This window comes from Mesorhizobium sp. WSM4887, from assembly GCF_029625865.1.
GTDB lineage: Bacteria > Pseudomonadota > Alphaproteobacteria > Rhizobiales > Rhizobiaceae > Mesorhizobium.
In genome coordinates this window covers 1,162,948-1,181,524 of sequence record NZ_JARTVP010000001.1, presented here as the reverse complement: position 1 = coordinate 1,181,524, position 18,577 = coordinate 1,162,948, and the positions used below count along the sequence as shown (strand labels likewise).

Genomic DNA, 18,577 nt, shown 5'->3' with positions numbered 1-18,577 from the left:
TGGTCTGCGTTTCATAGGCCGACCAACGCTCGAACCGCAGTAGTAGTCAACTCGGAATAAACGACTGCGCCATCTCCACAATAACGGCGCCCGCGCAAGGCGATCTAATAGCTCCAAGAATTCCTTGGCGGCGGCGGATCGCCCTCTGAATCGTACAAGTCATCCGGCTCGGGAAAGAGATTCTGCTCGCGCAGGCTCGACGTCAGCACGTCCAATTGGTTCTGTGCTTCGATATGAGCCAGCCGTCGTTCCGCCCATTCGATCATACGAAGATATTCGGAACTGGCTTGCGGGAGAAATGCAGCTGCTTTGGCAATTGTGGTCCGAAGATCGGCCGCTTCCTTTTGATACTCGCCGAGCTGATGCAGAAAATTCAATCTGCTCGCTTCGCGATCTTGCCGCTTTTTGTGCAACTCCCGCCTGTGGGCCATGTGCTTGCGTCGGCGTTCCTCCGCTTCGCGCTCCTCGCGACGAGCTTTTTCGAAGGCCAGGTGAAAAAGGATGCCGTCCGCAATCGGATCAAGCAGGGCTTCCAAGTTTTGATGTTTGCCATCTTTCCAGCGCTTGCGGGCACCATCTGCCCAATTCTGAATTTCGAGACTGAGCTTCCCGGAGTATATGTAATCGTATTCCGGCCAGAAGCTCTCGTAAGGCAGCCATTGACCACGGCGGCTTGCGATCTCACGGCGCCTATCATGCTCTTCACGCTTTTTTTGCTCTGTAGGGGTTGGGATGTGCTTCTCCCGCCTCCGCTCTTCCACAATCTCAAGCCGAACATCGTCTGGGCTGATTTCAGTCTTTATCCCCTTGTCACTATGGCTGAGCATGATTTCTCGTTGATCGAGAGCAAGAGCCAGGTGATGCAGGATCGATATCAGCCGAGATCGGGAGTTCTTGTGAACTTTCACACCAGGCACTGAGATCTCGCCATGTTGGTTCGGGTCGGCAGATCTCAGTGCTGCGACAAGACCAGAGACCGAGTTGTGGGGCCTTCTCACCGGCTCGAAGACAATCTGCTCCTTTGGTGCACGAGGTGCGGCTTCCCTTTCCGAAGCCTTCGTTGCCTGCTCGGTAATGGCCCTAGTTTTTTGCCTTTCCTCCTTCGACTTCTTTACGGTGCCGGCCGCCGCCTCGATCGCAAAAGCGACGTATGGGTTCACCGGTGGTTTGTAGGCACCGACGTGGACCGTCTCCAAAGTTGGGTTATCGATTTTCCAAAGCGGCGTTTTCGGCGCAGATTGCCCTGCCTCGATCTTCGCCCAATAGCCGCGGCCAGGAACGGGTATCTGATAGCGAGCACAAATCTTCGCTAGTCCTCGATCCGACATCTCGAAGCGTTCGGCAAGGGTTACGATTGGTGTCGACCAAACGAGGTCGTACAGTTCTTGTCTGGTGAAGGTGCGCTGCATTTTGGGATTGGCGGGGGATTTGGCGGGGGGTGCGACACCCCAGTCGCAACGCTGCTCAAAGTCAAGCAACGGGTGTGCAGTTCGGGCGCCGGATGCCAACACGTTCCCCTGTTAGGCTGATTTCATTTCCCTGTTATGCCGAGTAGGGAATTCTCCACCAAAGCATTGAAACTGCGGCAGGATTTCAGGTTCGAATTCCCTCGGGAGGCGAAAATGACCGAAAATTCGCTGTTTTTCGGCGCCAAACAGGGAAATCAGACAGAGACTGGTTCGCATGAGACTGCCAGCACCACCATAACCTTTGATTTCGTTGCCGAAATTGAGCGAAGCCAGAAACTTCCGGGCCCGTTGACGGGCTGGGCAAAAGGCGATCCCCGCGTTTGCTCCCGTCAAGTTGGAGGCGCAGCACCATCGAGTGACTAACCACCATTGCCCGGACGACACAAGCCTACACTGGCGCTGCATGCCCATGCTGGAGGCCAAACTCGGGGCCGCCACTTGTTACCGTTCGCTTCCGGCCGCTTCCAGATTGTTGGGGTAGCATCTTATGAAGCGAGGTGAATAGCAGACGGTAACGAGTTGATGCCCTTGATCTCCAAGGTTTGTTAGATCGCCGGCTCGGACCTGGAGGGCATGCGCCTCTGACCTCCTGGGAATCGGTCAAGATGCGCATTGCGCTCGCCCGTTCAACGTCATCGCGCCCCACGAAGGAGTTCAAGAACATAGGTCTTGGCGCCCCGTACCGCCGCCTCCAACGGCAGACCTTGAGCTAACGATGCTGCGATGGCGCTGGACAGCACGCAGCCGGTGCCACGCATCCCCCGATGGACGCGAGGCGCTTCGACCCGAACTGCGCGACGGTCCGGCTGCATGAGAAAGTCATTCGCTTGATCTCCGTGCGCGTGCCCGCCCTTGACAAGCACGGCGGTCCCCACCCTCGCCAACAGGTTCTCGCCTTGAACGCACGCGCCTTCTTCGTCCTTCGCAGGGCCTGCTCCCACCAACCTTGCGAGCTCGATCAGGTTGGGGGTCACGAGCCGGCAGAGCGGCATCAGATCACGGCGCAACAGGTCGACGGCATCGTCCTCCAGCAACCCGCGTCCCGAGGTCGAGGCAAGCACAGGGTCGAGGACCACCGGCACCTTCGGATGGGCCGCCAGGACGGAGCCGACCGCCTCAATGGCTGCCGCGGTCCCCAGCATGCCGATCTTGACCGCTGCGACCGGATTGGCAGCAAAGGCAGCGCGCATCTGGGCGGCGATAAGCTGCGGCGGCATCTGCTCGATGTGTTCGACGGCCGAGTGCGTCTGGACGGTCACGGCCGTGACGGCGAGGCAACTGCGCAGTCCAAAGGCGGATACGGTCTCGACGTCTCGGGCTGTTCCCGCGCCGCCACTTGAATCGCAGCCGGCGACGATCAGCACATGCGGCGTCAACGCCATTGGGCTGTCGCCGCCAGCCATTCAGCCGTCCGCGCCTCGGGGTGCGTGTTGCGGGTGATGTCGGTGACGACCGCCGCACTTTGGGCGCCGTGCGCGAAGACACCGGCTACGCGCTCGACGGTGAGCCCGCCGATGGCCACAAGCGGAAGTTCGCCTACGCGCTGCTTCCAGGCGGCGATGCGGTCCAGCCCCTGCGGATCCCATTTCATCGCCTTGAGAATGGTCGGGTAGATCGGTCCGAGCGCGACATAGTCCGGCTCGGCTTGGAGCGCGGTTTCGAGTTCGGAGCCGTCGTGAGTGCTGAGGCCCAGCCTCACGCCCGCCCTGCGGATCGCCTTCACATCAGCCTCCGCCAGATCTTCCTGGCCGAGGTGAACGAAATCGCAATCTTCCTCGATCGCAAGGCGCCAGTAGTCGTTGACGATGAGCTGGCAGCCGTGGCTGTCACAGACTGCCTTCGAGGCGCGAATTTCTCGGCGCAGCGAAGCTTCGTCCTGGTCCTTAGTGCGCAGCTGCACCAGCTTCACGCCGAGCGGCACCAGACGTTCGATCCAAGCGGCGGAATCGACGATCAGGTAAAACGGATCGAGCTTCATGAGAATGCTGCCATGCCGATGACGGGGGTGGAGGGAACGGCCATGTCGCGCGGCTCGAGCAGGCCGGCGCAATAGGCCTCGCGGCCGGCCTCGACCGCCTTGCCGAAGGCCGCGGCCATGGCGGCGGGATCGCCTGCCCTGGCGACGGCCGTGTTGAGCAACACCGCGTCGTAGCCGAGCTCCATCACGGCCGCGGCATGCGAGGGCCGGCCGATGCCGGCATCGACGATCAGCGGAATGCCGGGGAAGTGGCCTCGCAGGCTTCGCAGCGCATTGGGGTTCTGCGGCCCGCGTGCGGAGCCGATCGGCGCGCACCAGGGCATCAGGAGCCTGCAGCCGGCGTCGAGCAGGCGCTCGGCGACGATGAGGTCGTCGGTCGTATAGGGAAACACCTCGAAGCCTTCGGAGGCAAGGATCCTTGCGGCTTCGACCAATCCGAAGACGTCGGGCTGCAGCGTGTCGTGGTTGCCGATCACTTCGAGCTTGATCCAGTCCGTGCCGAACACCTCGCGCGCCATCCGCGCCGTGGTGACCGCTTCCACCACCGAGTGGCAGCCGGCGGTGTTGGGCAGCACGCGAACGCCGAGCGACTGGACAAGCGACCAGAACTGGCCGCCGGCTTTGCCGCCCGATGTTTCGCGGCGGAGCGACACGGTGACGATCTCCGTGCCGGACGCTTTCACCGCCTCCGCCATGATGGCAGGCGAGGGGTAAAGCGCGGTGCCCAGCAGAAGGCGGGACGCGAGTTTCTGTCCATAGAACTCGAGCATGGATCAGCCTCCCTTCATCGGTGAAAGGATTTCGATGCGGTCGCCATCTTTGAGCCGGCAGCGGTCGCGCTCCCTGGCCGGTACGACGTCACCGTTCAGCGCGGTTGCCAGCCAGCCGCCTTGGAAATCGAGTTCGCTGAGCAGCGCGGCAAGCGTTTCTGCCGCGACTTCATGGGCTTGGCCGTTAACGGTGAGCTTCAAGGGCAAACTCCTTTGCTCCAGGATTCCAGGATGAGGTCGGCTGCCCGCCGCGCCATGGCCGGCGCGAGCAGGAAGCCGTGGCGGTAGAGGCCGTTGATGCGAATATTCCCCCCGTCGCGCTCGACGCGAGGCAAGTTGTCGGTGAATGCGGGACGCACGCCAACACCGGTTTCGACCAGCTCGGCTTCGCCGAAGGCCGGATGCAGCGCATAGGCGGCGCCGAGCAGCTCCATGGTCGAGCGCGCGGTGATCGGGCCTTTGGCATCGCATTCGATCATCGTCGCGCCGACCATGAACAGGTTTTCCGCGCGGGGCACTACATAGACCGAGATGCGCGGATGAAGCAGCCGCACTGGCCGGGCCAGCGAGATCTCGCCCGTTCGCAGCATAAGCATCTCGCCGCGCACGCCGCGCATTTCCGGTCGCCTGTCACCGCTGCCGGTGCAATCCACCTCAATATCCTGAGATGCGGGCGCCGAGCTGCGGCCGAACTCGACGCGCGCGCCCATCCCGCGCAGCTTGTCGCGCAGGGAAAGCAGCGCCTTGCGCGGGTCGAGATGCGCTTCCTCAGCGAAGAACAGACCGCGTCCAAACCGGCCGTCGAGCGCCGGCTCGAGTGCCGCGATTTGGCTGGCGTCCAACTGCCTGAAACCGGATGTGCGGCGGCCGAACCGGTCGAGTTCGCCGGCATCGCGGGCAGACGCCAGCACCAGCGTGCCCTGGCGCGAGACATGGCCGGGCAAGGCGGCGTCCCACCAATCGGCTGCGTCGCGTCCGAGCGTCAGCACGGTCTCCTCGGCGCTCTCGCGCTCGCACCAGGGCGCGAGCATGCCGCCAGCGTGCCAAGAGGCATTGCCGGCGATCTCGAGGCGTTTCTCGACCACGGTCACATCGGCGCCGCGCGTTGCCAGCTCGTGCGCGAGTGTCAATCCGGCGACGCCAGCGCCGCGAATGAGCACCTTCATGGCGTGTCCGTGCGCTCGGGGGTGCTGTCGACAGGCATGTAGAGATCGCCGCCGTCGCGGTACTTCGCCGCCATGGCCGCGAGCCCTTCCTTCTGCGCTTCGGCGCGGATGTCGTGCGAGATCCGCATCGAGCAGAATTTGGGGCCGCACATGGAGCAGAAATGCGCCACCTTGTGCGCCTCCTTCGGCAGGGTTTCGTCGTGGAAGGCGCGCGCCGTCTCCGGATCGAGCGACAGGTTGAACTGGTCTTCCCACCGGAACTCGAAGCGCGCCCGCGACAGCGCGTCGTCCCTGATTTTGGCGGCTGGATGGCCCTTGGCGAGGTCGGCGGCGTGGGCCGCGATCTTGTAGGTGATGACGCCGGTCTTGACGTCGTCGCGGTCGGGCAGGCCGAGATGCTCCTTCGGCGTGACGTAGCAGAGCATCGCCGTTCCGAACCAGCCGATCATCGCCGCGCCGATGCCCGATGTGATGTGGTCGTAGCCGGGCGCTATGTCGGTGGTGAGCGGCCCGAGCGTGTAGAACGGCGCTTCGCCACAGACCGCGAGCTGCTTGTCCATGTTTTGCTTGATCTTGTGCATCGGCACGTGGCCGGGGCCCTCGATCATCACCTGGCAGTCCTTGGACCAGGCGATCTTGGTGAGCTCTCCGAGCGTTTCCAGCTCGGCGAACTGGGCCGCGTCATTGGCATCGGCGATCGAGCCGGGGCGAAGGCCGTCGCCGAGCGAGAACGCCACGTCATAGGCCCGGGCGATGTCGCAGATCTCCTCGAAATGCTCGTAGAGAAAACTCTCCTGGTGGTGATGCAGGCACCACTTGGCCATGATCGAGCCGCCGCGCGACACGATGCCGGTGACGCGGTCGACGGTCAGCGGGATATAGGGCAGGCGCACGCCGGCATGGATCGTGAAATAGTCCACGCCCTGCTCGGCCTGCTCGATGAGGGTGTCGCGGAACACCTCCCAGGTCAGTTCCTCGGCGACGCCGCCGACTTTCTCCAGCGCCTGGTAGATCGGCACCGTGCCGATCGGCACCGGCGAATTGCGCACGATCCATTCGCGGATGTTGTGGATGTTGCGCCCGGTCGAGAGGTCCATTACCGTATCGGCGCCCCAGCGGATCGCCCACACCATCTTCTCGACCTCTTCGGCCATCGACGAGGTGACGGCGGAGTTGCCGATATTGGCGTTGATCTTGACCAGAAAATTGCGGCCGATGATCATCGGCTCGCTTTCCGAGTGGTTGATGTTGGACGGGATGATGGCGCGGCCGCGCGCCACCTCGTCGCGCACGAATTCCGGGGTGACGAAATCGGGGATCGCGGCGCCGAAGCTCTCGCCATCGCGCTGGAGTTTCGAACGCAACTGCTCCCGGCCGAGGTTCTCGCGGATGGCGACGAACTCCATCTCAGGCGTGATGATGCCGGCGCGCGCATAGGCGAGCTGGGTGACGGCGCGGCCGCCGGCCGCGCGCAACGGTCTGTTGCGAACCGGGAATTCCGGCGTCAGGCGATCGGCTGAGACGAAGCCGTTGTCTTCCGGCTTGATCGTGCGGCCCTCGTAGCGCCCCACGTCTCCGCGCGCCTCGATCCATGCCTCGCGCAGCCGTGGCAAGCCACGCTCGATGTCGGTTTTCACCGTGGCGTCCGTGTAGGGGCCGGACGAGTCGTAGACAGTGACCGGCGGCTCGCCGGCGCTCGGGTGGACCGAGATCTCGCGCATCGGCACCCGCAGCTCCGGGTGAAGCTGACCGGGTTTGTGGACCTTCTTCGAAGCTGGGAGTTCGCCGACGGTGACGGTCGGGGTGTGGGCATTCATGAGTGAGCCTCCTTGCTCGAGTGCAACGGAGACCCAGTCCACGCGATGAGGAGGAAGTGACGCTTCGCTTAGAATGCGGGCACTGCCCGAATGCCGAAGCCGGATTGCCGACCCGCGAAGCCTCGCACCGTCCCTACGCCAGTATGAACTGGATCAGGTTCAACGGGTCACTGCGCGCGATAGCAGTATCTCAGCCCCTTGCCGGGACTCCCCTGGTGAGGCGCCTAGGTTGGACGATGCGACGCTATCCTGTCAACTCGACTTCATGACTTCTCCAGCCTCGAACAAGCGACGAGAAGTGGCGCAGCCACGCAGCTTTGGTCGAGCATCTCTTACATCGACGCCCATTGAGCCACGACCTTGCGCGCGTCGAGCTGGCAGTCGGGGCCCACTTGTCATCCGCCAAGGAAACGCTTTTGCGATCCCTTGTGGCGGCGGATTGAAGAACGCATTTTTCGCCTCGAAGAGCATCTGTTCGGCGTCTATGGACGCTGGTTCGATTTGTTCAGGACCGAATTATTGCGCAGCCGTAAGGGTCGAGTTGCAGCGTTCCTTCAACGGCCTTGCCCGTCAGCAGGTCGAGGCCCTTTGGGACGTCGGTTACGATCACGGCGACTTCCGTGGTGTTCAGCACGAACATCAGCCGGCGGTCGTCGGCTTCCCTGACAGAGACCTCCACCCCGGCAGGCAGGTCGGGCAGCAAAGGCGCTATACCGGCTTTGGCCAGCACGACATCGACAAGCTTCTCCGTCAGTTGCGGCGTGAGATACGTGCCGACATAGACAACCCGACCTTGCCCGACCTTGCGGGCGGTGATTGCCGGAGAGCCGGCGGCGAAGCGGTTCGACCAGACGCCGAGCACCTCGGTGTCAGGCGCTACGTCAAGCACCTCGTACAAATGCGCAGCCTGGAATTCTTCATTGCCAAGGGTGAACAGGTATTTGCGTTCCGCGGACGAGGCCGGGAGGGGCGGCGGTGCATAGGTGCCCATCGGAGCCGGACGAAACAGCGGAAACAGGCCGCTGCCGCCTTCGGGAACGACGCGGCCGAACTCCGCCACCCTGACGCCGCTCAGGGCTGCAAGGGCCTTGCCGGGCGCCTGCTCGCGAATGATGTGGTTGTTCTCGTCCCTCGTCCCGCTCAATGCCGATAGGATCAGCGTACCGCCGTTGCGGACGAATGTTTCAACAGCCTCGTTCCATTCATCCTTCCACATCACCCAATGCGGGACGTAGAGCGCCTTGAGCCGCGAAAGATCGTCTTCGGGATGAATGAACCCGCATGCAATGCCGTTCTGATAGCAGTGGCGATGAAGCAGCGTCGCGTCTTCGAGCGGACTGGGGAGGCCGATCGGATAGGTCTTGTGAGCCTCCTGGTTGTCGAAGTCCGCGCCGGCGATGCCGAGGTCCATGCGCACTGCGGTGCCAAGAATCTGCTCCTTCGCGGCGGCGATCTCATGGAAGAAGCGGCCTGCCTCGTCATAGCGGCGGCGCGGCACGTCGTCGTGATCGATGACGCCCATCCAGTAGATCTCGGCGCCGAAATGCGCGGGACGCCAACGAAAGAACATGACACCGTCGGCGCCGCGCGCCACCGAGGTCATGGCCATGCGACGCATCTCGCCGGGCTCCGGCGTCATCGTCGAGAAGCCGGGCTGGCTGCCGAAGCCTGAGGCCTGCTCCGGAACGATGAAGTTGCCGGAATAGGCGCGGCATATGTCGAGATGGAGGGCCTGGGTCGCGGCATGCCCGCCGGTTCGGCGCATCTCGTCATAGAGCATCGGATAGATGTCGAAGCCGATGAAATCGAGGTCCTGTCCGAACTGACCGCGGAAGTCGATGTCGGCAAGCTGGCCAAGATTGTGGAAGATGAACCAGTCCGGATTGGCGGCGCGCAGGATCTCGACCTGGTCGTGTTGGAAGGCCGCGGTCGCGGCGGCCAGAAAGCGATGGTAGTCCTGCACGTGGCCGGGGCTGGGGTAGGACGGCATGAGCGGTCTCGGCAGGTCGATCTGCGAGAAATCGTCGTAGGCCGTCGCCCAGAAGTGGCCGCCCCAGGCGAAGTTCAACGCCTCAATGGTGCCGTAGGCCTTCTGCAGGTATTTCTGGAACTCCAGCCTTGTCGAAGGCGCGAACGATTCCGACACCGTGGTGTTGAGCTCGTTGTCCGTCTGCCAGCCGATCACACGCGGGTTGTGCCGATAATGCTCGGCCATGGCGCGGGTGATGCGGCGGCTGTGGGCGCGGAATACCGGGCTTGTGGTGTCGGCATGCTGGCGCGATCCGTGGCTTGAGGCCCGCCCGTTCATGTCAACGCGCAGCACTTCGGGATAGTTGACGGTGAGCCAGCAGGGAGGGGTGGCTGTCGGCGTGCACATGATCGTGTCGATCCCCGCGCGGCCGAGAAGTTCGATCGCGCGATCGAACAGGCCGAACTCGAACTTGCCTTCGCGGGGCTCGAAAATGTGCCAGGCGAACTCTCCCATACGCACTGTGTTGACGCCGGCGGCAGCCATGCGCTCGGCGTCACGCTGCCAGCAGCCTTCGTCGACATGTTCGGGGTAATGAGGTGCTCCGAGCAGAAAGCGGTCAAGATTGAGGGGCCGCCATACGGATAGCGGAGCGGGCTCTTTGCGGTTCATGCGTATGGGACTTTCGAAATTTCGAGGTTCAGATTGAGGCGACGGGTTTTCTTGGCGTGAGCGTGCGGCCATCCGGGCCGAAGAGGTAGGCGTCGCCGGTTTCGAACCCTGCTCGCAACGCGGCGCCGACCGCGACGGTAGAAACCTTGTTGAGCTGAAGCGTGAAATTGCCGGTTCCGCTGTCGGAATTGGTCGTCTGAAGCGGAGAGGCGTCGACGTAGAGGACGGTTTCGCGCCCCAGCTGCTCGACCAGACGCACCTGGCTGGAGAAGGCCGGCATTGCGCCGTCGCTTGGCTCGGCGACACGCAGGGCCTCCGGCCGGATGCCGATGGTCACGGCATCACCAGCCGAAAGGCCGCCGGCGTCGATGCCATCCAAGGTAATGGCAGGGAGGCCGGCGGCGGCTACCGAGACGCTGGATGCGCCGACGCTCACTGCTTTCGCTTCGATGAAATTCATGCGCGGCGCGCCGAGGAAGCCCGCGACGAAAATGTTGGCAGGGTTGGCGTAGAGTTCCAGCGGCGAGCCGACCTGCTCGATCCGGCCTTTGTTGAGGACTACGATCCGGTTGGCCATGGTCATCGCCTCGACCTGGTCGTGGGTGACGTAGATCATCGTCGATCCAAGCTGCGCGTGCAGGCTCGAAAGTTCCACTCGCATCTGAGTGCGCAGCGCGGCATCGAGGTTCGACAGCGGCTCATCGAACAGGAACACCTCGGGCGAGCGGGTAATCGCGCGGCCGATCGCGACGCGCTGGCGCTGTCCGCCCGACAATTGCTTCGGTCGCTTGTCGAGCTGCTCCTCCAGACGCAGGATCCGTGCTGCGCGTTTGACGGCGGCGTCGATCTCGGTCCTGGGCCGGTGGGCCATCCGCAGGCCGAAGCCCATGTTCTCGGCCACGGTCATGTGTGGGTAGAGTGCATAGGACTGGAAGACCATTGCGATGCCGCGGTCGCCGGGTTCTTCCCTGGTGACGTCTCGCCCGTTGATCACGATGTGGCCGGAGTTGATGGTTTCCAACCCGGCGATCGTCTTCAGCAATGTCGACTTTCCGCAGCCGGAGGGGCCGACCATGACGACGAACTCGCCCTTTTCGATCGTCAGGTCGACCGTCTTCAGGGCATGGTAGCCGGCATAGTGCTTGTCGACTTTTCGCAATTCCACGCTGCTCATATCGAGGCGCCTTTCCGTGCGTGTCGGGTGCGGCAGGGTTCGCGGCGGATCATCCCTTGACGGCTCCCATGGTGAGGCCGGCGACAAAGTGCTTCTGCATCATGAAGAACATCACGACCGGGGGCAGGGCGACGAAGATCGTGGCCGCCGAGACGATGTTCCAGGCCGATGTCCATTCGCCGCGCAGATTGTTCAGGCCTGCGGTAACGGGTTTGACCGCATCACTCTGGGTAAGGACGATCGCCCAGAAATAGTCGTTCCAGACGAAGGTGAAGGTGAGGATCGCGAGTGCCGCCAGTGCAGGCCGGACCAGCGGAACAACCACGTGGCGCAATGTCTGGAACGGCGAGGCGCCTTCGGCGCGCGCCGCCTGGAACAGTTCGCCCGGGAGAGCGGCGATGAAGTTGCGCATGAAAAGCGTGGCGAAGCCGGTCTGGAAGGCAATGTGGAAAACGATCAGCGCATAGACGGTGTCGTAGAGACCCAGCCTCACCATCAGGTCGCGGACCGGGATCATCATGATCTGCGCCGGCAGGAAATTGCCGCCGACGAAGAGGGCGAAGATGCGGTTGGAGCCACGGAACGGGTAGCGCGACAAGACGAAGCCGGTCAGTGTCGACAGGATGAGAACGCCGATGACGGACGGAATGGTGATCAGCAGGCTGTTCAGGAAAAAGCGCAGCATGGCGGTCTGGTCGAAAACCGCCTTGTAGTTGTCGATCAGGCTGAATTTCTGCGGCCAGCCCCAATAGTTGCCGGCCATCAGCTCCTCGTTGGAACGGATCGAGGTCAGCATCACGGCGAGCAGAGGCAGCAGCCACAGGATCACGACCAGGGTTACACCACCTAGATAGAGGGCTCGCTGGATCCTGGCGTTTTCGGGAATGGGGCGCGGGTACATCAGGCGTTGCTCCGCTCGGCCTTGATGAGGCCACTGAGATACCAGGCGATGAAGACGATCATGATCACGAACAGCACGGTGGCGATCGCGGCGCCGTAGCCAAAGCGGTAGGAAAAGATCGACTCCTGATACATCTGGTAGGCGAGCACGGTGGACGAGCCATAGGGACCGCCACTGGTCATGACCGCGATCATGTCGAAGGAGCGCAGCGCACCGATCACCGTCACCGCGATGGCGATGAAGCCGACCTGCGACAGTTGCGGCAGGACGACATGGCGCAACATGCGCCAGCCGCGCGCACCGTCGACGCGTCCGGCGGCGATCAGATCGTCGTTGAGGCTGTTCAGTCCCGCCAGGAACAGGATCATGCAGAACGCGATCTGTGGCCATAGACCGGCGGCGGCTACCGCGAAGGTGACGAAGGTCTCGTCTGAAAGCAACGCCGGGGCGGTACCGCCAAAGGCGCCGAAGAGAAGCTGCAGCAGCCCGAAGTTTGGATCATAGACCCATCCGAACACGACACCGACGGTGACGGTCGCCAGCACAAGCGGCACGAAGAACAGCGACTTGAGGATGCGCATGCCTCGGATCTGCTGATTCACGATCAGCGCAAGCGCCAGGCCGATCGGCGGCGCCAGCATGAAGATCAGCAGCCAGATTACGTTGTTCTTGAGCGAGACGTAGAACTGCGGATCGTCGGCCAGTTCGACATAGTTGGCGAGCCCGACCCAGGTCTTGGCGCCAATCCCATCCCAGTCGTGCAGCGAAATCCAGACCGTCTCGATGGAGGCGGCAAGGATCACCGAGCCGAACAGGATGAGGCCCGGCAGCAGGAAAAGTACCGGCGTCAACCAATGACGATTTCTGCGCCAGACAGGAGGCATGGCGTTCCATCCGAAAAAAGAGAGACGTGAGCCGCCGAAAGGCGGCGCCCGTCAGCCAGGGAGGATCAACCGAAGATTCTCTTGCGGGTTTTTTCGAGGCGCTTGAGGATCTGCTCACGTCGCTCAGGCTTGACCATGAATTCCTGCAGCCCCGCCATCCCTTCCTGGGCCATGTCCGGATCGGTGTCGCGATCGTAATATTGCGATGTTCCAACCACTTTCTTCAGTTCCTCGACCGCAGCATTGACCAGCGGGTCCTTGCTTGGCGGGCAGTCGTTGCGAGGCGGGATGGCGCCTTCGGCGGCGAGGAATGCGCCCAGATTTTCCGGCTTGTAGAAATAGGCGAGGAAGTCGCGCGCACCCTGCTTGTTCTTCGCATTCGCCGGAACGTGGATGGAGTTGACCGAAAAATCCTCGTAGCGGGCGACGCCGGGAACGATCTCGGGAAATGGCGCGTAGGCAAGCTGAGGCAAATCCGCTTCCGGAAAGGCGGATCGAACGAAGCCGCCCAGGTCCATCATTGCCGCCTTCTTTTGCGCTAGGGCAGCACCCGCCTGCTCCCATCCGAACGAACTGTGGCTCGGCGAGAAGAAGCCCGCCTTGATCAGATCGTTCCATTTGTCGAAGACTGGCGTCAGCATCGGATCGGTGTAAGGAACTTTGCCGTCCATCAGCGCGATGTGCTTGTCGAGCCCGTTGATGCGCAGGTTCATGTGGTCGAACCAGCCACCCGCCGGCCAAAGCTCCTTCGTGCCCATGCTGATCGGGATCATTCTCGCGGACTTTGCCGCCTCGCCGAAGGCGAGGAAGTCGTTCCAGGTCTTGGGCGGCGACCAATTTTTTTCGGCGAAGACGTCCTTGCGATAGAAGAGGCCCCAGAGAAGACCTCCCATCGGCAGGCCATACTGCTTGCCGTCGACGGTGACCGCGCTTGTGGTGGCGCCGAGTACGCTTTTGTAGTTCTCCTTGGCGAACAGATCGGAGATGTCGTCAAAAAGGCCCTTGTTGACGAAGGCCTTCATGCGGTTGCCGGAAAACCAGAAGCAGATGTCCGGAGCGCCGACGACAAGATAGCTGCGGATTGCCGTCTTATGGGCCTCGTGGTCCATGTTGTTGATGACGATCTTGGCGCCTGATTTTGCCTCATACTCGCTCGCCAGCCGCTGCAGGATCTGGCGTTGCTCGACATTGCTGAGGTTGGAAATGATGGTGATTTCCTGCGCCTGGGCCAAGGCCGGGAGGCAAAGACCAGTCGCCGAAGCGGCGAGTGCCGCGCCAGTGCCCTTGAGGAAACGGCGCCTTGTTGTGGTTAACGCGGAAAAGTCGGTGGTCATGGCTTCTATCTCCTCCCTGAGAACAGCCGGATTCCAATTGAACCATGCGAATTCGTAGCGTATGGATGTCAGCATGGTCAATACTTAATTTACAAAATTAATTATGAGGCAGGAATGAAGCTCAAAGGCGATCAGCAAACGGCCCGCGCGATCAACCGGCGGCTGATCCTGAACCTGCTGCGAAGGCAAGGTGCTATAAGCCGCGCCGAAATCGCCTCTGTTACGGGCCTCAGCCCCGCGGCCGTGACGTTCGTCGTGTCTGAATTGCTCGAGGAAAATATTCTGGTGGAAGGGGAGGCGAGTCTTGGCGCGCCGGGACGTCGACCTATCCCGATCAACATAAACTACGCCGGCAGGCTTGTGGCCGGGCTCAAGCTGAAGGTAGGCGGCATCGATTGTGTGCTGACCGATCTTGCCACGACTCCACTTGTTACGAAGCAGGTCGTTGTCCCCGATCTTTCGCCACAAAGTACGGTGGAGGCCTGCGCCTCGGCAGTCGAGGAGCTGGTTTCCGACCGCAGGGCACCGACAGGCGCCCAGCTCAGCGGGATCGGCATCGCTGTACCAGGCGTCATCGATAACGGTGTTTGCCGGTTGAGCCACCGGTTCAATTGGGCCGATGTGCCGATCGCTGCGATGCTTGCCGAACGCGTGCGCGTACCCGTCTGGGCGGACGACGACACCAACGCATTTGCGCTCGCGCAACAATTGTTCGGACTTGGCCGGCATCATCGCACCGTCGGGGCCCTGGCCATCGGGGCCGGCATCAGCTGCGCGGTGGTCATCGATGGCTCTGTCCATCACGGCGCGAATGGCGCCGCGGGCAAGATGGGTCACTCGACATACGATCCGAACGGGCCGCCATGCGAGTGTGGCAGGCGCGGTTGCCTGCAGACCTTCTTCTCGGAACCGGCCCTGGTGCGGCGATGGAAGGAGGCCAGGCGACTCGCTGGTGAAGTGACGCGCCACGACATGCTGAACGCGGCCAAGACTGGAGACCGGGCAGCCATAGACCTGCTGCAGGAGGCAGGCGAGGGGATTGGACGATACCTGGGCGGTTTCTGCAATATCATCGATCCGGAAGTGATTGTCGGCGGGGGCGAAGCCGTCACCTTTGGCGACTATCTGTTCGGGCCAATGCGCGATGCATTGAAGCGTTATGCCATGTGGAACCCGCCACCGATTACACCCGATTGGGCAGACGATTCCTGGGCGCGTGGCGCCGCGGCGCTTGCGACCCAAAGGCTCTTCGACTTCGAAAGCAGCCCCGGAGAAATCGCCGGCACTGGGCTGCAACGATCAATGGTCAAGTAGCTGCAGGACCAAAGCGGCGTCCTCGTCCCGATTTCGGGCCTTCGTCTCTGCGCGCCTTTCCGTAGCCAACTGTTTGGAAAAGCGATGCTTGGCCGATAGTTGCGATTTGTGCAAAGGACGCCGGCCGAATGGAAGAAGACCGGCGCGAGTGTGCCGGTCTTGATGTCGTAACGAGCAGAGGAGGTCGGCGACCTCCGGTCCCGGATTGCCTGAGCAGTCAAGCAGCCTTGAGGTTCTTCAAAGCCTTTTCGAAGGCATCCTTGATCGGCTTGGATACGTCTTCGGTGGCTCTCAACATCACCGCCTGCAGGGTCTTGGCCTGCTCGACGGAAGTGTCGATCTGTTTGTTCACGAAAGCGGCCTGCAGCTCGAAGAACTCGGATGGCGACTTCATGGCGGCCAGTGCTTCGAGGTGAGCGAAGCCGGCTTCGGCATTGGCTCGCAGAGCTGCGATCGTCTTCAGCGACACCTCGTTGCGGGTGGTCTTGGCCACCTCAAGGGTCGACTCAAGAGCCTTTTGAGTCGTCTCGGCGTTCGATTCCAATTTGGAAATGCTTCCTTCGCCTGCTCAACGCCCTGTTCGGCGACAGCGCGGACCTGCTCGGTAACCTTGTACCGCTCGTAAGTAGCGGATTCCGCGTTTTCGATCGTTTCGGTCTTGCCGGGGATCTTGGACATTTTCCATCCTTTTCCAGAGAGTGGCATTACACAAAGCCCCCCTGTTTCATCTACGAAATCGACACAACGGATTTATGAAGGGGAGAATTGTCGCTCGAGGGCACCACTGCGGCGGCCGGCGCGCTGCCGGCAGCGATCGGTGCCAACGTGGAAGGGCAAAAGCCTGAACTGCCCGTGCGGGCCGGAGGCAGCCTGGGGTGCCAAACGCGGCCATCAGGCCGAGCGCGATCTTGGCTGTCGTCATTCGGCAGGTCCGCCGGCCGAAATTGAGCATCACCTTCTTAGGAGCGGCCTCTTCGGAATCCATCGCTGCCATTCGACCTTGGCGCGACCTTCTCAGTTGTCCTTGTACAGCCAAGACTCCGTCTCATGCCAAAACGGCCAAGGCGTCGGCGAAGAAACGGTCGCCGCCGAAATTGCCTGACTTTAGGGCAAGCAGCAGCTCGCCGTGCGGGCTGCCGAGTGCACGCAGCGCTGGGACACCCGCGGCGATTTCGGGGCCCAACTCGAAGGCGGGAATGGCAAGCTGGTCCACGACGGCGCCGGACGTCTCGCCTCCCGCCACGACCAACCTGCGCACGCCGAGTTCGACCAGACCTTCGGCGATGGTCGCCAACGACTGCTCGATCGCTTGACCGGCAGCGTCACGTCCATGCCGCGCCTGCAGCGCCGAAACCACCTCGGGCGATCCGCTGCTGGCGATGAGGACGGGGCCATCGGCCAAGCGGGCGGCGGCCCAGGCGAGCGCACGGTGCGTCTCCGCCACTCCGCTCATCAGCCTTTCCGGATCGAGCCTCAGCACGGGCATCGTCTCTTCGGCGCGGGCAATCTGCGTCAGTGTCGCCCGCGAACAGCTGCCGGCGAGGCACGCCGCAGGCCCCTCGACCGGCCGGTCCCGCAGCACCGTCCGTTGATGGCGCCGCGCGGTGCCGGCGGCGACCAGGCCGCGGGCGAGACCCAGTCCCAGGCCGGACGCTCCGACCGACAGGCGTTGTGCCAAGGCTGCCGCGCCGATCGCTTCAAGATCGCTCTCGAAGACGGCGTCGGCGATTGCCGCTCCGGCTCCATCTTGGGAAAGCGCCGCGTTGCGCGCGCGGATCGCGTCCGCGCCGCGCGCGACCGTCGCGAGGTCGACCGACCCGACCGCTGCCATGCTCTGCCGGGCGAGTACGCGCACCAGATTGGCATCGCGCATGGGATTGAGCGGGTGATCCTTGAGCGGACTCTCGTTGAGCGGCACCGCGCCGACGAAAAGATTCCCCTGGTAGACGGTTCGGCCGGTTTCCGGAAAGGCCGGCGTCACCAAAACCGATTTCTCATCCACGTCGTGACGCAAGGCGTCCAGCACCGGGCCGATATTGCCAGCATCGGTGGAATCGAAGGTCGAGCAGATCTTGTACATCACATGCGCTGCCCCGCGGGCGCGCAGCCATTGGTCGGCCGCGCGGGCGCGCTCCACCGCCTGCGCGGCGGCAACCGAACGGATCTTGAGCGAGACGACAACCGCGTCGACCTCGGGGAGATCGAGACCAGCGGCCGGAATGCCGATGGTTTGAACCGTGCGAAGACCTTCCTTGGCGAGCGTGTTGGCCAGGTCGGACGCGCCTGTGTAGTCGTCCGCAATTGCGCCGAGGGCGAGGCTCATGGCGAAACTCCGATGCCGGCCTGGGGGAGGGGCCCGCTGGCAAAGGGGGCGAACCAGCCGAGCCCCTCAAGTGTCTTGCCGCCGGGCCGATATTCGCAACCGACGAAACCATCATAGCCCAGCCCGTCCAGTTCCGCGAAGATGAACCGGTCGTTGAGCTCTTCCGAAGTCGGCTCATGGCGGGAGGGCACGCTTGCGATCTGGACATGGCCAATGATCGGCAGCAGCCGGCGCAACGCCATGACGACATCGCCGTGCAGGATCTGGCGGTGGTAAACATCGAACTGCAGCTTGAGATTGGGCAGGGCCAGTTCGCCGATGAGCTGCTCGGCAAAGTCGAAGTCATTGAGGAAATAGCCCGGCATGTCGCGGCCATTGATTGGTTCGATCACCAGGTCGATGCCGCGATCGGCAAGCTTGCCGGCGGTCCAGATGATCGCTTTGCGATAGGTATCCACGGCCGCCCTGTCCTCGCGAGCGGCGAGCCCCGACATCAAATGCAGACGCTTCACGCCCGTGGCCTCTGCGTAGGGAAGGGCAAATGCCACGGCGGCCTGGAGCTCGGCAAATCGATCGGGCAAGGCGGCCAATCCTCGCTCGCCGGCGGCCCAATCGCCAGGCGGCAAATTGAACAGAGCCTGGGTCAAACCGTATCTGCGAAGGCGCTCGCCGATCGCCTCGGGCGTGTGCTCGTAAGGAAACAGGAATTCGACCGCACGGAAGCCGGCATCGGCGGCCGCCTGGAACCGATCCAGGAACGGCCACTCGCTGAACATCATTGTCAGGTTGGCGGCAAAGCGGGGCAT

Annotated in this window: 16 protein-coding genes, 1 pseudogene and 1 riboswitch; of the genes and pseudogenes, 2 read left to right on the top strand and 15 right to left on the bottom strand. The window is 62.7% G+C overall.

From position 1 onward, the window contains the following. Positions 1-104: 104 nt before the first annotated feature. A complete protein-coding gene (locus tag P9230_RS05635) occupies positions 105-1,508 on the bottom strand; it encodes a hypothetical protein (RefSeq protein ID WP_278117774.1) in 1,404 nt (467 codons plus the stop codon). Between the two features lie 114 nt (positions 1,509-1,622). Between P9230_RS05635 and P9230_RS05630 the strand changes: the two genes are divergently transcribed. Next, complete coding sequence (locus tag P9230_RS05630; RefSeq protein WP_278117772.1) at positions 1,623-1,832, top strand: hypothetical protein; 210 nt, start codon at positions 1,623-1,625, stop codon at positions 1,830-1,832. Positions 1,833-2,101: 269 nt separating this feature from the next. Here the strand turns inward: P9230_RS05630 and P9230_RS05625 are convergent, their stop codons facing one another. The 11 genes from P9230_RS05625 to P9230_RS05575 form a co-directional block, all read right to left on the bottom strand. Then, a complete protein-coding gene (locus tag P9230_RS05625; RefSeq protein WP_127246141.1) occupies positions 2,102-2,851 on the bottom strand; it encodes a hydroxymethylpyrimidine/phosphomethylpyrimidine kinase in 750 nt (249 codons plus the stop codon). Further along, positions 2,842-3,447, bottom strand: coding sequence for a thiamine phosphate synthase (locus P9230_RS05620; RefSeq protein WP_127245920.1), 606 nt, complete (start codon positions 3,445-3,447; stop codon positions 2,842-2,844). Before P9230_RS05620 ends, P9230_RS05625 begins: the two co-directional genes overlap by 10 nt. Continuing rightward, positions 3,444-4,217 (bottom strand): thiazole synthase, encoded by a 774-nt coding sequence (locus P9230_RS05615; RefSeq protein WP_127245919.1) that lies wholly within the window; start codon positions 4,215-4,217, stop codon positions 3,444-3,446. Before P9230_RS05615 ends, P9230_RS05620 begins: the two co-directional genes overlap by 4 nt. Positions 4,218-4,220: 3 nt before the next feature. Further along, a complete protein-coding gene (gene thiS, locus P9230_RS05610) occupies positions 4,221-4,418 on the bottom strand; it encodes a sulfur carrier protein ThiS (RefSeq protein ID WP_067320453.1) in 198 nt (65 codons plus the stop codon). Next, positions 4,415-5,383, bottom strand: coding sequence for a glycine oxidase ThiO (gene thiO / locus P9230_RS05605; protein ID WP_278117769.1), 969 nt, complete (start codon positions 5,381-5,383; stop codon positions 4,415-4,417). Before thiO ends, thiS begins: the two co-directional genes overlap by 4 nt. Then, the gene (gene thiC, locus P9230_RS05600; RefSeq protein ID WP_278117767.1) at positions 5,380-7,200 is read right to left on the bottom strand and encodes a phosphomethylpyrimidine synthase ThiC; all 1,821 of its coding nucleotides are present in this window, start codon (positions 7,198-7,200) and stop codon (positions 5,380-5,382) included. The genes thiO and thiC overlap by 4 nt, the downstream gene beginning before the upstream one ends. A gap of 112 nt (positions 7,201-7,312) precedes the next feature. After that, a riboswitch (TPP riboswitch) is annotated at positions 7,313-7,424 on the bottom strand. Between the two features lie 281 nt (positions 7,425-7,705). Continuing rightward, positions 7,706-9,841, bottom strand: coding sequence for a beta-galactosidase (locus P9230_RS05595; protein ID WP_278117765.1), 2,136 nt, complete (start codon positions 9,839-9,841; stop codon positions 7,706-7,708). A 28-nt stretch (positions 9,842-9,869) separates the two neighbouring features. After that, on the bottom strand, positions 9,870-11,015 hold the full coding sequence (locus P9230_RS05590) for an ABC transporter ATP-binding protein (protein ID WP_127240115.1): 1,146 nt from the start codon (positions 11,013-11,015) through the stop codon (positions 9,870-9,872). 49 nt (positions 11,016-11,064) lie between these two features. After that, positions 11,065-11,916 (bottom strand): carbohydrate ABC transporter permease, encoded by an 852-nt coding sequence (locus tag P9230_RS05585; RefSeq protein WP_278117763.1) that lies wholly within the window; start codon positions 11,914-11,916, stop codon positions 11,065-11,067. Next, the gene (locus tag P9230_RS05580) at positions 11,916-12,800 is read right to left on the bottom strand and encodes a sugar ABC transporter permease (protein WP_067320472.1); all 885 of its coding nucleotides are present in this window, start codon (positions 12,798-12,800) and stop codon (positions 11,916-11,918) included. Before P9230_RS05580 ends, P9230_RS05585 begins: the two co-directional genes overlap by 1 nt. 65 nt (positions 12,801-12,865) lie before the next feature. Then, on the bottom strand, positions 12,866-14,134 hold the full coding sequence (locus P9230_RS05575; protein WP_278117760.1) for an ABC transporter substrate-binding protein: 1,269 nt from the start codon (positions 14,132-14,134) through the stop codon (positions 12,866-12,868). A gap of 114 nt (positions 14,135-14,248) precedes the next feature. On the opposite strand from P9230_RS05575, the gene P9230_RS05570 reads away from it, so the two are divergent. Next, entirely contained in the window at positions 14,249-15,448 is a 1,200-nt protein-coding gene (locus P9230_RS05570; protein WP_067320474.1) for an ROK family protein, read from the top strand. Between the two features lie 217 nt (positions 15,449-15,665). Here P9230_RS05570 and P9230_RS05565 read toward each other — a convergent pair. The 3 genes and pseudogenes from P9230_RS05565 to otnI form a co-directional block, all read right to left on the bottom strand. Then, positions 15,666-16,126: pseudogene (locus P9230_RS05565) on the bottom strand (phasin). Positions 16,127-16,493: 367 nt separating this feature from the next. Further along, on the bottom strand, positions 16,494-17,771 hold the full coding sequence (otnK, locus tag P9230_RS05560; RefSeq protein WP_278115345.1) for a 3-oxo-tetronate kinase: 1,278 nt from the start codon (positions 17,769-17,771) through the stop codon (positions 16,494-16,496). Beyond that, the gene (gene otnI / locus P9230_RS05555; RefSeq protein WP_127245913.1) at positions 17,768-18,577 is read right to left on the bottom strand and encodes a 2-oxo-tetronate isomerase; all 810 of its coding nucleotides are present in this window, start codon (positions 18,575-18,577) and stop codon (positions 17,768-17,770) included. Before otnI ends, otnK begins: the two co-directional genes overlap by 4 nt.

Coding starts and splice junctions, on each gene's coding strand:
- P9230_RS05630 (WP_278117772.1), top strand. CDS start 1,623: ATGACCGAAAATTCGCTGTTTTTCGGCGCCAAACAGGGAAATCAGACA.
- P9230_RS05625 (WP_127246141.1), bottom strand. CDS start 2,851: ATGGCGTTGACGCCGCATGTGCTGATCGTCGCCGGCTGCGATTCAAGT.
- P9230_RS05620 (WP_127245920.1), bottom strand. CDS start 3,447: ATGAAGCTCGATCCGTTTTACCTGATCGTCGATTCCGCCGCTTGGATC.
- P9230_RS05615 (WP_127245919.1), bottom strand. CDS start 4,217: ATGCTCGAGTTCTATGGACAGAAACTCGCGTCCCGCCTTCTGCTGGGC.
- thiO (WP_278117769.1), bottom strand. CDS start 5,383: ATGAAGGTGCTCATTCGCGGCGCTGGCGTCGCCGGATTGACACTCGCG.
- thiC (WP_278117767.1), bottom strand. CDS start 7,200: ATGAATGCCCACACCCCGACCGTCACCGTCGGCGAACTCCCAGCTTCG.
- P9230_RS05595 (WP_278117765.1), bottom strand. CDS start 9,841: ATGAACCGCAAAGAGCCCGCTCCGCTATCCGTATGGCGGCCCCTCAAT.
- P9230_RS05590 (WP_127240115.1), bottom strand. CDS start 11,015: ATGAGCAGCGTGGAATTGCGAAAAGTCGACAAGCACTATGCCGGCTAC.
- P9230_RS05585 (WP_278117763.1), bottom strand. CDS start 11,916: ATGTACCCGCGCCCCATTCCCGAAAACGCCAGGATCCAGCGAGCCCTC.
- P9230_RS05580 (WP_067320472.1), bottom strand. CDS start 12,800: ATGCCTCCTGTCTGGCGCAGAAATCGTCATTGGTTGACGCCGGTACTT.
- P9230_RS05575 (WP_278117760.1), bottom strand. CDS start 14,134: ATGACCACCGACTTTTCCGCGTTAACCACAACAAGGCGCCGTTTCCTC.
- P9230_RS05570 (WP_067320474.1), top strand. CDS start 14,249: ATGAAGCTCAAAGGCGATCAGCAAACGGCCCGCGCGATCAACCGGCGG.
- otnK (WP_278115345.1), bottom strand. CDS start 17,771: ATGAGCCTCGCCCTCGGCGCAATTGCGGACGACTACACAGGCGCGTCC.
- otnI (WP_127245913.1), bottom strand. CDS start 18,577: ATGCCCCGCTTTGCCGCCAACCTGACAATGATGTTCAGCGAGTGGCCG.